The organism is Cohnella rhizosphaerae (assembly GCF_029525575.1).
In the GTDB taxonomy this organism is placed as follows: domain Bacteria; phylum Bacillota; class Bacilli; order Paenibacillales; family Paenibacillaceae; genus Cohnella; species Cohnella rhizosphaerae.
Genome location: NZ_JAPDIA010000003.1, coordinates 1,029,443 through 1,042,813, shown reverse-complemented (window position 1 = coordinate 1,042,813; position 13,371 = coordinate 1,029,443). Strand labels below are relative to the sequence as shown.

Here is a 13,371-nt window from a genome sequence, read left to right as displayed (position 1 = left end):
GGAGTGATCTTTCATGAAACAGCCCATGAAGAAGACCGCCGCGCTGCTGCTCGGCGCCGCCATCGCGATGTCCGCCACCGGCGCCGCCGCTTACGCGGAGGAGACGCCTGCGCCGATGCCTTCGAAGCTGTGGTTCCAGGTCGGCAACCACAACATCGGCATCGACGACGGCGTCGAGACGCTCGACACGACGCCGTACATCGAGAACGGCGTCACGTTCGTGCCGTTCGCGGTCATCGCCGGCAAGTCCGGCGCGCGCATCAACTACAACGGCAAGAAGACGATTTACATGAAGACGAGGAACAACAAGGATACGTACACGTTCACGATCGGCTCGAACAAGTACATGTACAACGGCGAAGAAAAAACGCTCGCGGCCAAGCTGACCGTCAAGAGCGGACGCGTCGTCGTCCCGCTTCGCGACATCGGCACGCTGCTGGGCTGGAAGGTCGTCTCGTACGATAACGAGAAGAAGATCGTGCAGATGACGATGTAAACTATTTACTCCGTTAAATTCAAAAGGCCGCCCCATCAGTCGAATCGCTTGACTTGGTGGGGTGGTTTTTTTCGCTGCTGCTGTGTACGAGTTGTATAGGGGCGACTATTGACTTGCGTTGATCATCGCAAGGCTTAAGGCCTTGCGCAGGAAGCCTACTGACTTAAGTTACACATCTTGTGGTATGTCGCGTTTGCCAACTCTCTCCCCTTTTAAATTGTTCTACTTTGATATTTGTTTCGAACAGTGCAATGTAGCCACTGGGGTATCGGAATTACTCGCCCAACAAGACGCCAAGGATAGGACTTCATTCCTCGCTTTCCCACATGGAGAGCGACTTGTGGGTTGAGCATTTTATCCATCCAGCTTGATATCTCAATCCACGCTCCTCCACAGGGAGCGATACGTTTACCGACAAATGCTCCTCACTGGCAAAGATTCTCAATCCACGCCCTTCTCAGGGAGCGAAGAGTCTTCTTCGATTCACCCTTAATCATGCCAGTATTTCAATCCACGCTCCCACACGGGGAGCGACTTCCAGCCTGCTCGCGCTCGTAATCTTTCTCATAATTTCAATCCACGCTCCCCACGGGAACGACGACGAATACGATCACATACGACATAACGACTATTATTTCAAACCACGCCCCCCACACGGGGAGCGACTTTGCCGAGTTCCTGGTCGATGATCGTCAACCGATTTCAATCCACGCTCCCACACGGGGAGCGACCGAAGGCCGTTTGGGCCGAGGCACGCGCATCGCTATTTCAATCCACGCTCCCACACGGGGAGCGACGTGTAGCGCTCGCGGCAGATCGTCATCGTATCGATATTTCAATCCACGCTCCCCCCGCGGGGAGCGACCCGTCCCAAGCCGTGCCCAGGTCGCTATCCTGCAATTTCAATCCACGCTCCCCCCGCGGGGAGCGACACGGCACGCCAAAACATCGCCGGCTCTATCCCTATTTCAATCCACGCTCCCCCCGCGGGGAGCGACCGGGCACGCGCTCGCAGCTCCAAGCGATCCCGATTTCAATCCACGCTCCCCCCCGCGGGGAGCGACGCACGGCGGCGACATTGTCGGGTTTGAACGTTCGATTTCAATCCACGCTCCCCCCGCGGGGAGCGACTTATAGAAGATGTTTATGCTGCCGCCGCCAGAAATTTCAATCCACGCTCCCCCCGCGGGGAGCGACCAAGGATAAGCTGGTCCAAAGCCTTTCCACTCGTGATTTCAATCCACGCTCCCCCCCGCGGGGAGCGACGGTTCTCGTCACCTCGCAGCTGCAGTTTTGCGTATTTCAATCCACGCTCCCCCCGCGGGGAGCGACATGTCTATACGTCATGGCCGTTTTTTTGTGTTCACTATTTCAATCCACGCTCCCCCCGCGGGGAGCGACGCGGTACGACTTCTTTATCGTGGAATAGCAAGTTTGATTTCAATCCACGCTCCCCCCGCGGGGAGCGACGGGCGATGTCGATTACACCGACCCCGCGCAGCATGAATTTCAATCCACGCTCCCCCCGCGGGGAGCGACCCGGAAGGTGGCGGGCTTGTCGGGTGCGGTGGACCTATTTCAATCCACGCTCCCCCCGCGGGGAGCGACCAGCAAGTCAGCAGAGACGCCGCAGATCGTCTTATTTCAATCCACGCTCCCCCCGCGGGGAGCGACTCCTGCAGCTTCCAAGTCGTCATCCGCCAATGCAGATTTCAATCCACGCTCCCCCCGCGGGGAGCGACCCCCTGGTCAACACGCCCGAGCCGATCTTCCATCTATTTCAATCCACGCTCCCCCCGCGGGGAGCGACGGCGGTGCTGCTAAGGGTTATTCTGACGCAGGATTTATTTCAATCCACGCTCCCCCCGCGGGGAGCGACGCGTCCGTGTACTTCGAAATACTTTCAGCAGTTGATTTCAATCCACGCTCCCCCCGCGGGGAGCGACCGGATGTATCGGCTATTATCCCGACGACCATCCTATTTCAATCCACGCTCCCCCCGCGGGGAGCGACCGTATTCGTTTGGCTTCAAACGGTCCGCGTTGACATTTCAATCCACGCTCCCCCCGCGGGGAGCGACTGCATGACGCAAGCGCAGTATCCATTCGGACGATCATTTCAATCCACGCTCCCCCCGCGGGGAGCGACGCCAATCGAAGGTTGCCTCGTTGTTGAGCTGTTCATTTCAATCCACGCTCCCCCCGCGGGGAGCGACGAAATCGGTGCAATTCCTTTGCCGCGTACAATAATTTCAATCCACGCTCCCCCCGCGGGGAGCGACCACGGCAAACTCCAGGAACTCGCCGACCAAATAGATTTCAATCCACGCTCCCCCCGCGGGGGAGCGACTACGGGCAAGGACTTCGACGCGCTGCTGGACAACGAATTTCAATCCACGCTCCCCCGCGGGGAGCGACGAACAAGTCTCTCGACGTCGTCATTGGGTTGTTTATTTCAATCCACGCTCCCCCCCCGCGGGGAGCGACGAACAAGTCTCTCGACGTCGTCATTGGGTTGTTTATTTCAATCCACGCTCCCCCCGCGGGGAGCGACTGCGGACGTCCTGCCGGATAAAGGTTACTTGCTGGAATTTCAATCCACGCTCCCCCCGCGGGGAGCGACGTCGCGCCCTTCTCGAAAAATTGCCCACAGCGCAATATTTCAATCCACGCTCCCCCCGCGGGGAGCGACGATTTCATAGGTAGCGCCCGTATCGGTGATAACCTATTTCAATCCACGCTCCCCCCCGCGGGGAGCGACGCAAAGCCCGAGCTCATGGACGACTTCATGACAAAATTTCAATCCACGCTCCCCCCGCGGGGAGCGACGCTTTTCACAGTATCGGCGGTACTGCACATGATCGATTTCAATCCACGCTCCCCCCGCGGGGAGCGACAATTGCGGCTGCTACATGAATCCGATTCGCGAACGGATTTCAATCCACGCTCCCCCCCGCGGGGAGCGACTCTCGGATGGAGATATGGGTTCCTGTCACATCCCATTTCAATCCACGCTCCCCCCGCGGGGAGCGACTGTCAGCGGCATATGGCGTAATCAATCCTGTATTATTTCAATCCACGCTCCCCCCCGCGGGGAGCGACCGTGATCGTGCGTGCGGACGCGACCGACGTCGACGATTTCAATCCACGCTCCCCCCGCGGGGAGCGACGGCCGCCGGCACGCTCGCCCATGAGATCGCGGAGCTATTTCAATCCACGCTCCCCCCGCGGGGAGCGACCAGTAAGCAGCAGCAGGCAATCGTCGACATCAACATATTTCAATTGCGGGGAGCGACGAGCCCGCTGGAAGCTAAGTATCTGCCGACCGGACAATTTCAATCCACGCTCCCCCCGCGGGGAGCGACTGCGTGCGCCCAGCTCCTCCAGGGCTCCGAAGATGATTTCAATCCACGCTCCCCCCGCGGGGAGCGACTGGCTACCGCAAAAGCAAGGATCAGCCAGAACGACGAATTTCAATCCACGCTCCCCCCGCGGGGAGCGACGAGTTAACCGCTTGGGGCGTTACTACCGTTACCGAATTTCAATCCACGCTCCCCCCGCGGGGAGCGACACGAAATCGGTGCAATTCCTTTTGCCGCGCACAATAATTTCAATCCACGCTCCCCCCGCGGGGAGCGACGGTACCGGGGCTACCGTGGTCATTGATTGGATATGATTTCAATCCACGCTCCCCCCGCGGGGAGCGACGATTGGATATGGAAGGTGAGTCGATGACGACTCAAATTTCAATCCACGCTCCCCCCGCGGGGAGCGACCTGATCTGGGGCGCGAATTGGGTGGTGCGAAATTTCAATCCACGCTCCCCCCGCGGGGAGCGACGGAATGCGACAAAGTGAAATTCTAGGGCTTCACTGGATTTCAATCCACGCTCCCCCCGCGGGGAGCGACTTCATTAGGGTACGTCTATAACTAAATGCAATGAATTTCAATCCACGCTCCCCCCGCGGGGAGCGACGGGAAGACAAATTTTCTTGGGTTATTGGTATTATATATTTCAATCCACGCTCCCCCCGCGGGGAGCGACGTTCATGGGTTATCGCTCCCTGTTGGATTGTTTTCAATTTCAATCCACGCTCCCCCCGCGGGGAGCGACCTAACACACATTTTAACAATATTTTGTCTTATTGTAAAATTTCAATCCACGCTCCCCCCGCGGGGAGCGACGCGCATCGCCGGCCGGAATGACATTGGCGCGGGGACATTTCAATCCACGCTCCCCCCGCGGGGAGCGACGAGGAGTTCGAGGACTGGGGTCCGCTAGACGCGGACGATTTCAATCCACGCTCCCCCCGCGGGGAGCGACGCCCCGCCGCGCGTGCCGCCTTCAGGTGATCGGCATTTCAATCCACGCTCCCCCCGCGGGGAGCGACTAGTATAAGCTTGAAATAAAGTGAGACCTGGAGCCATTTCAATCCACGCTCCCCCCGCGGGGAGCGACGGTTGATTTTGTCGACATTATCACGCCGGCGATTATTTCAATCCACGCTCCCCCCGCGGGGAGCGACGTAACAGCATCAGAACTAAGCGTCATCATACTTATTTCAATCCACGCTCCCCCCCGCGGGGAGCGACAGCAAAAACTACGCACATCCATGCCCGCATGGCATAGATTCCATCCATTTCCGCTTTCCTAGCCACTCACTTAGCATAAATCCAATCTTGACAAACTCATTTAACAAATTAAAATCAGCTTTTTCGACAATTTCCGAGGTGCGAATCCTGCGGGTATTTCATGGGAGCCGGCCTTTCGCACCGGTCCAGCCGCTCATTTATATAATGAGCGGGCTGTCCATATCATAGGCGGGCTTGGCCCCGATATGGGCGACCTTCGTCTTGTATTTGTCACCCAGATTATAAAGTCGCAGACTATCCGTAGCCGGATCGATCAGCGCCTCCAGCTCCAATCGGAGTCGGCGCAGTTGGGTGGCGTCTAAGATACATTCAAACACCGAGTTTTGAACGCGTTGTCCGTAATCCTGGCATTTTTTCGCCACCTGCGACAGTCTGCGGCGTCCCTCGGCGTTGATCGTGCTGACATCGTATGTAATTAATACGAGCATTGTAAATGCCTCCTTCCGACATCGCAACCTCCTGATCTGAGGGCTGCCCGCCTCCAGGATTTTCGCTCGGAAAGCCCGGCCGCCTGCTATTTCCACAGGAACGGCGGATATTCGTCGAGATCGCCGCGAATGGTCCGCGCAAGCAACATGGCTTGCACGTAGGGTACCAGCCCCCAGGAGATCGACTCCTTTAAAAAAGGGATGAATCACCTTTTCCTGCTTGCGATCTTGCCAAGCTTTAATGACCTTCTTCCGCGTCTCGTCGTCCATGAGCACGGCGCCGTTCTCCTTACGTGTGAACCCTTCCGGCGACACGATCTTCTTGTTGATGAGCGTCAGCATGAGCCGATCGGCATAGACGGAACGCAGCTCCTCCATCAGATCCAGCGCCAAAGACGCCCTTCCCGGGCGGTCCCGGTGAAGAAATCCGACGTAAGCATCGAGCCCGGCCGCCTCCAGCGCAGCTCTCATCTCGTTAGCAAGCAGCGAATAGGCAAAGGATAGCAGCGCATTGACGTTGTCCAGCGGCGGGCGTTTGCTTCGACCTCGGAAGAAGAACGCCTCCTTCTGCTGCAAGATCAACTGGTCGAACACCCGATTATACTGAACCGCCGCCGCCCCTTCCACGCCACGAAGCACCTCCAGACTTTCGATCTGGCGAGCCAGTTTCATCGACTCGGTTAATGATGCGCTCACCTGCTTCAATGGCTCGATATCCAGGCGAAGCGCATAATCCCGCGTGGCACGTTCCAGCACCCATTTCATGTTAAAAAGCTTGCCCACGATCATATTGCGTGCCATGAGAGCGCTGCGCCGCTCGTCGTCCGAGATCCGATATTGTTCCTTTCGCAATACGACGTTGCCCTTCGACTCGCCGACCACCCGCCCGAGGAAACGACCGCTGCGCGTCATAAACGCCAGATCGACGCCACGTTCGGCGCAAGCGCCCATCAACGCAGGGCTGACACCCGCATAGCCGAACGTGCATACCGCCTCCAGATTGTGCATCGGGTAGCGGGCAAGTATTTTGTCTTCCAGGCGGATGACGATATTTTCTCCATCCTTGGACAAGTAGGTGTCGGGTGTCGTCACGTACAGCGTATTCAGCAGCTTCTTCATCCCGCGTGGCCGCCTTCCTCGTTCAATCGGCTGTCGATATAGCTCGCAGCCGAACGTTTGGTCAACAGTTCGGGCAGGCAAACATGCTGCAGGGAGCAAGCTGTCGCAATGCGGACCTGTCTTGACCTTCGGCGTGTGTTTTCTATTATAGTAGCGATGCATGTCTGCAACCGAGCTTTTGACGCGTTCTCTGTCCTCAGTCGACACAGTCATCTCAACGCGCTGCTTGATCTCATCATAAAAAAAAGTAGCCGGTCGTCAGCTCGCAGGCCAGCATCTCCTCAAGACAAATCAGCTGTGCCACGAGCTGTGAAAAATCGGAATCGTTCTTCTTCGGCTTGCCCCGCTTGTATTCGACAGGATAAGGCTTGTACAAGCCTTCTTCTCCGCGCAGCGGGATACCTTCCGGATCGCGCACGAATTCGACGACGTCGCAGATGCCCGTCAGCCCCAGCTCTCTCGAATGTACGGGCATTGCGCGCACGATGAGCCGCTCCCCCCCCGCTTTTCCCGGAGAAATGGCTGATCCGCTACCCGATGGACATACTCGCCTTCTACGGTACGAACATTATCCGCCCACTGCTGTTCGATGTGAATGAGCGCCCACTGTCTGCGGCAAAAGTTGAAGTGCTGAATGCCGGACAACAGCAGGTAATCCTCTTCTTTAAAGTCCGGCATATTCCTGCGCGTCGAGACCTTCGAGCGGTTGAACGGTAATGTGATAATCCTCGATGTCGCGCGGCACCGCGATGCCATCCTTCAAGGTCACTTGCAGTGAGCGGTGCACCTTGGCCGACGAGTACTGCCCCAGCTTGGAGCTGTGCTCCCACCAGTACACGCGATGGACCTCCATGCTGCCGTCCGGACGCGCCGAGGAGGTGTCGTTTTCGAACAAGGTGACAAGCGCTTCGCGAATTTTCAAGGCATCTTCATAGGAAAAACCAGTTCGCTCCGCCAGCTGAACATTGATGCTGCCCTTGAAGACATACACGCCGAAGTCGACCCGATGCTTCATGCCCATTGTATCCGCGCCTCGCTTGTCCGGGTCCGAGCCGGTCGTCAGGTTCACGCTCTTGGTGATCTGCAGGCTGGAGATATCGATCGGATCGAGGCTCACGGCTGTATGAATGGACACGGGACCGCGTACGCCGATGGACACCGCATCATTGCCCGGAAAAGCGAACACCTGGCCAAAGCCGCGCACGTCATACCAGGCTTCGCAGGCCGCCTTCGCGAACAGCTCACCGTTTTTCTTTTTGCCCTTCAGATACTCCTGCACATCGGCGTTGGCATCGACGCGTTCCTTGATGCTGCGATACGAATCGGTGCGCCTATCGTCCGACTGTACGAGAATTGCCTCTCCCAAATCCTGCAGACGGTTGCGAAGCTTGCGCTTCAGACATACGTCCGAGATTTCCCCCCTTACCTTCGTAGTTTTGACGCGGACGATTGCCGTTCAGCGGATCTCCGTTCGGGTTGGCGTTGCGCACCGACAAGACGACGGCGAAGTCGATTTTACGATCCAATGGTTGCATAGAAGGTTCGCTCCTTTTAATGGGGGTTAATAGGAATGGCGCTAATCGTGAATGACGTTAATCTTAGGCCTCGACGACGTCCAACTCATCGTCTTCCGATGCCTGTTCCTGCGCCCGCTTCTGATAGAGCGCATGACGCTGGCTATAGAAGCCGAGCAAATATATTCCACTCAGCGGTTGATCCGAAAAATCCGCAGGCGCCAGCATCGAGCCGATCTGGTCGAGCAACGAATTCCAATACGTGGCTCTTGCTCCCAGCTTGGCCTGGTAAGGTTGAATCGCCGACTGGATGACGGTCCATGTACGCGCCGGCCGCATCGCAAAAGCGTTCATATACCGAATGGCATTGGTCGCCCGTTTTTCCTCGCGTCCAAGCGCTCTTCTCTCCAATACGTCAGCCACCGCCAACATTCGGCCGAACAGGTAGCTGCGGTCGTTCAATGCTTCGTTCAGCGCCACTTCCAGCCCCTCCTTCTGATAAGTTTTCTTCACGAGCGCGCAGGCGATGCCCAGCGTCTTCTCCCACTCCCAGTTCTCCATCCCGACCGGATTCGACGCTCTTGCCACGACGCTGCGTACGATGTCCAGCGGAATCTTGGCATTATCGAGAATGCACGGCAGCATCCGTTCAAGCAGCCCTTTGACGACCTTGTCGCTGACGCGAGGGCCGTAGGCGGCCAAGGCAATATCCCGCGTTGCCGGCGCGCCGATGAACGTCGCCAGTCTGCCGCCTTCCTTGCGATAACGCTGGAGCCAGCTGCAGGTCAGATGCCAGTCCTCGATGCGCTGCAAAAACCGTTCCTTTTCCAGATCACGATAATAAGTGATCGCCATGCGTCCCGGCGTCGCCGCGTCGAGAATCAAGATGATGACGTCCGAACCGTGTCCGTCGGTGGCGTGCCGATAGCCGTTCAGCGCCAGCCGCACTTGCTCCGCCAACAGCACATTCGTACCGTCGCCAAACTCCTCCTCCCGGTCTTCGCCGCCGAGCAGGTCGTCCGTATCGCCGAACGGATCGGGCACTTCGGCCGTCTTCGTTCCCCATACGACGAACACCTTGCCGTCGATCTGATAAGGCTGCTGCTTTTCAATCAGCCACTTGAGCGCATTATGCGCTTTCTGAGACACCTCGTAGCTGACCGCCGCAGCCTGGCTGCTCGTCGTGAAGCGGCCTCGGTAGGTGAAGCCCGAGCTGTCGTTCGCCGAGATCAGCTTCGATTTGTCGCCCGAGTTACGGATACGTGAAGCATGCTTGTCCGCATACGGAAGCTGCCGACCTGACACATAGCAAAGCTCCGTATCAACCAGCTTCGTATTGTAGTAGTCGATGAACGACTGCTGCACGCTTTGATCGCGCCACAGTCTCTCCTCTGCCGCGCCGGGCACCTCGACTGCGAATCGGACAAATGCCGCGTTCTGGCCGGAAGCGATGACTTTGAAAATGTCGGGCTTCTCAACGCCGTATGCCGCTTCGAGCTCAGGCGTCCATTTCTCGGCCAACTGTCCCTGCTCGTCCAGCCACAGCACCTTGTTGCGGATCAGATCGGCCACAAGCGTACCTTTCCGCACATATTGGTACACGCTTTGCAGCGCCGGAACCGCATAGGGAGAATCGCACCATTCCTTCAGTTGAGCCAGATAGTCGGCATACGGTGTGTATTTTTCCGTCTGGGGCGCGTATTGACCATAATCGCCGGCGACGTACATGAGTTTGTCGTGCAACGGATAAGGCACAGGCGCGCTCGTACGGCTCGCAGATGCCTCGGTGCAGGGGATGATCGTGCTTCCGAATTCCTTATCCACCGCTCTGGCTCGCAAATAGTTCCCTGCCTCGTCCAGATAAATCTCAATATGCGCCGTCTGAGTCGTATGAGAGACAGGGATCAGCGTGTACTCCCGATTGAAGCGGTTAAGCTCGAACTTGCCCAAATAGGCGGTATGATTGTCATACGTCTCGCTCAGCTTGGCCAGCCATGTCATACCTCTCTACCTCCCCTCCTCCGCAAACCACGCCGCATACAATTCGTCCGCCGGCTCAAGACGATCCGGGCCGAAAGGCTTGATGCTTCCGCTGCCCGTCGAACGCGTATGCGTGCATTGCTCCGGACGAATGAACTTGATGACGCCGTGCCGCATCTTGGCCCGCCACAGCCGAGTCCGCAGCTCGTCCGTACCGGTCTCGTCCGGGTAGCTGATGCCATGCACCATGTAGCCGAAGTCCAGCTCCGGCGTATCTTCATAATGACTGCGCCCCGAACCGAACTCGCAAGCCTCCACGTACCCCTGACATTCGCGCGCGCCGAGGAAAATATCGCGTCTCCCCCCGGCTGCGACCGCCCGTTTGGCGATATTGTGATGCTTGAACTCGTTGCGGTCGTACGCCAGATCTTCCCGATGCGGGTTAAACTCGAAATGCGCTCTGACTTGGTAACTCACATCTCTTAGATAGGTGTAATACGCTAACGTATTGCCGCCGCTGTAATCGATCGGCCGCATTCCCTTCGACTCGGTCTGAATCGGGTTCATGACGCGCACCTCATCGATATACCAAATAATCGTAGGCTTCCAGTAGATCGACTCGGTGATTCCTTTCAGCGCCTGATAGGTAGGAATCTGGTAGCTGAACTTCTCGCCTCCGATCTTGGTCAGCGGATCGGTGAACAGCGCATAGGCGCCGGTGACCTGGAATTCAATCTGGTTGCGCATGGGATGGCCTCCTTTCGCAGGTTAAACAATCATATCCATAAACGCCCCGTCCCCCGCCGGGTTTACGCCATACGCATTGTCGTAGGCCGTCTCGTGCAACGCCAGCACCCGACCTTGCAGCAAGTAAATCAGGTTGCCGCCACGATCCAGCCTACGCAGCTCCTGATCGAACATGTTGACCGTGTAGGGCTGCGCCAGCCGCAGCAGATCTCCCAGCTGCTTTGGACCATTCTCCCCGTTCAGGGCCAAGATGATTGATCTAGCTGTATCGTCATAAGGTACGATTACTGACTTGCCCGCGTTTTTGATGACTTCAAAGTATTCCTCTACCGTAGCGATCGCTCCGCGAGCTTCCAGCGGCGGCTTTGCCTGCTGCTTGCTTTTGTAGCGATCGACCGATAGCTTGTTTTTATTTATTAGCGGGAATAAGTCCAGGCCCTTTTCCGGCACGGGATAATCCATCTTTTCTTTAATCTTGTCGTAGTAGTAGTAAAAATACGTCTCCATCGCCTTTCGCGATAGCAGCCGGTGTCCGAAAAGGGCAGGTTGCCGTCCAAACTCGCCAAGCAATCGTTCCGTCTGCTCGCCCGCCAGCTTGATCTCAGGCAAGCTCTTCAGATGCTCCTCAGCGGAGCGAATGATGGATACCTCGCGCAGTTCATCCTCGCCGTGCCGATTGCATCGTCCCGCCGCCTGCGCAATCGAGTCTAGTCCGGCCAGCGAGCGGACGACGCCTTGAAAGCTGATATCGACGCCAGCCTCGATGAGTTGCGTGCTGATGCAGATGATCCTCTCTTTCCCGAGCAGCGACTTCATTTCCTCCAGTCTCGCCTTGCGATGCGCCCCACACATGAGCGTGCTCAAGTGATAAAGCCTGATTCCCTTTTCAGCAATCCATGCTTGCTCCTTCAGAAGCTCGAACAGTCCGCGCACGGCCTTCTTCGTATTCAGAATAACGAGCAGACTGTCGATCTCCGCCATTCTGCTGCATACGAACTCGCCCAACTGCTCCGTCGTCATAGCGCCTCGCCCGGTCTCATCGCGAAGCTCCACCCTTTTGAACGCTTCCATGACCTGATCTGGGTCCTGGACGATCTCAGGCTCATTGGATAGACGGACATGCTGGCGAACGTATTGAAGCGCAGGCTGGGTCGCGGTGCACAGAAGGACTGAAGAACCGCCAACCCCATGCAGGAAGTTGACCGCCTCATTGAACATCGATATGCAATGCGGAGGAACAGCCTGTACTTCATCGAAAACGATGACCGCATTGGACAATTGATGCAGCCTTCTAACGTGGCGAGAGCCGCTGGCATAGAAGGTGTTCAAAAACTGGACCATCGTCGTAAACAGGATCGGGCGGTCCCAGGTATCGCGAGCCAGACGCAGCTTTTGACGCTCCAGATTGTAAGTCTCGTCTTCCTCATGCTCATGGTGAGTCCCGTCAATTCCATCAAGCTGAAGCACTCTGCGCAGATCGCGGTCGTCGGCCACATTGGAGTGATGCTCGATAATCAAATCGTCGTTCTGGACCAATCTGCGGATCTCGGATGCATTTTGTTCGATTATAGTGTTATATGGCAAAATATACACAATTCTTTCCTTGTCTGTCTCGATCGCATGACGCAGCGCGTAACGCATGCTGGCCAGCGTCTTGCCTCCCCCTGTCGGGATGGACAACGTATAAATGCCGGAAGGCCGTTCAACGGCAAACCTGTCGCATTGAAGCGACATCTCGCGACGTAGCCGGTTAATCGGATGATCGGCGTTCGAGGCTTGGTCGAAGCGCTCGAGCCTGGACAGCAGCGATCGATAGGTAGCCGCGAAAAAAGCTGCCGTATCCGTGGGTTCCTCCTCTTGTTCCCCCCTCGTCAAACTTCCGCGTCTCCGTACGGTCCGCATCGATTAGACAGCTGAACAAATATTTTAGCGCCAGGGAAGCCATCACATAGGGAGACGAAGAACTAAGCTTCAATCGTTCAAGAAGATGCTGCATCTCCTTGCGAGCCTCTGCGAAGTAAGCATCCAGCTTATCCTGTGCCATCGTCGTTGACAAAAAACGTTGTACCGCGCGCTCGAACTCTGGCAGCTTGTCCTCCGGCATACACACGCGTTCCAGAAAAGGAGAACGTCCTTCGGGATCGACATAGTCCTTCAGCCCGCCATGATGGGACACGATGCAGTTGGCGATCCACTCTACGAGCAGTCGATCGATCGACGCGTTCGCGGGAATATGAAACTGCTCATACAGCCACTTTCCCCCCCGCCGTAGAATGATCGACCGAGCCGCGTCGAGGCGGCCGATCGGGATGAGCGACCGCCTGCTCCAGATAAGCCTTGAACTCGCCGGTGTATTTGCCCATATCATGCAGCAACCCGGCCAGACCGGCTATATGCTTCATCCCGATTTTGGCTCCAAGCATCTCGGCACGCCG

Annotated in this window: 6 protein-coding genes, 3 pseudogenes and 2 CRISPR repeat arrays; of the genes and pseudogenes, 1 reads left to right on the top strand and 8 read right to left on the bottom strand. The window is 57.0% G+C overall.

Annotated elements, in window-relative coordinates; genetic code table 11:
- Positions 1 to 13 precede the first annotated feature (13 nt).
- Positions 14 to 496, top strand: a complete 483-nt coding sequence (locus OMP40_RS10345) for a copper amine oxidase N-terminal domain-containing protein (protein ID WP_277531151.1) — start codon at positions 14 to 16, stop codon at positions 494 to 496.
- A gap of 1,298 nt (positions 497 to 1,794) precedes the next feature.
- Positions 1,795 to 2,844: direct repeats of the CRISPR family, unit length 33 nt; unit sequence ATTTCAATCCACGCTCCCCCCGCGGGGAGCGAC.
- A 982-nt stretch (positions 2,845 to 3,826) separates the two neighbouring features.
- Positions 3,827 to 5,021: a CRISPR direct-repeat array (repeat unit 33 nt; unit sequence ATTTCAATCCACGCTCCCCCCGCGGGGAGCGAC).
- Positions 5,022 to 5,285: 264 nt separating this feature from the next.
- Here the strand turns inward: OMP40_RS10345 and cas2 are convergent.
- The 8 genes and pseudogenes from cas2 to OMP40_RS10305 form a co-directional block, all read right to left on the bottom strand.
- Positions 5,286 to 5,576, bottom strand: coding sequence for a CRISPR-associated endonuclease Cas2 (gene cas2 / locus OMP40_RS10340; RefSeq protein WP_277531149.1), 291 nt, complete (start codon positions 5,574 to 5,576; stop codon positions 5,286 to 5,288).
- A gap of 86 nt (positions 5,577 to 5,662) precedes the next feature.
- Positions 5,663 to 6,695: pseudogene (gene cas1c / locus OMP40_RS10335) on the bottom strand (type I-C CRISPR-associated endonuclease Cas1c).
- A pseudogene (cas4, locus tag OMP40_RS10330) lies at positions 6,692 to 7,373 on the bottom strand (CRISPR-associated protein Cas4). Before cas4 ends, cas1c begins: the two co-directional pseudogenes overlap by 4 nt.
- Positions 7,360 to 8,230, bottom strand: a pseudogene (gene cas7c / locus OMP40_RS10325) (type I-C CRISPR-associated protein Cas7/Csd2). Before cas7c ends, cas4 begins: the two co-directional pseudogenes overlap by 14 nt.
- A gap of 63 nt (positions 8,231 to 8,293) precedes the next feature.
- Complete coding sequence (gene cas8c, locus OMP40_RS10320) at positions 8,294 to 10,210, bottom strand: type I-C CRISPR-associated protein Cas8c/Csd1 (protein ID WP_277531147.1); 1,917 nt, start codon at positions 10,208 to 10,210, stop codon at positions 8,294 to 8,296.
- Positions 10,211 to 10,216: 6 nt separating this feature from the next.
- Entirely contained in the window at positions 10,217 to 10,936 is a 720-nt protein-coding gene (gene cas5c / locus OMP40_RS10315) for a type I-C CRISPR-associated protein Cas5c (protein ID WP_277531146.1), read from the bottom strand.
- Between the two features lie 21 nt (positions 10,937 to 10,957).
- Positions 10,958 to 12,811: a CRISPR-associated helicase Cas3' gene (cas3, locus tag OMP40_RS10310; RefSeq protein WP_277531144.1), complete on the bottom strand. Its 1,854-nt coding sequence runs from the start codon at positions 12,809 to 12,811 to the stop codon at positions 10,958 to 10,960.
- A gap of 368 nt (positions 12,812 to 13,179) precedes the next feature.
- The gene (locus OMP40_RS10305) at positions 13,180 to 13,338 is read right to left on the bottom strand and encodes an HD domain-containing protein (RefSeq protein WP_277533093.1); all 159 of its coding nucleotides are present in this window, start codon (positions 13,336 to 13,338) and stop codon (positions 13,180 to 13,182) included.
- Positions 13,339 to 13,371 lie beyond the last annotated feature (33 nt).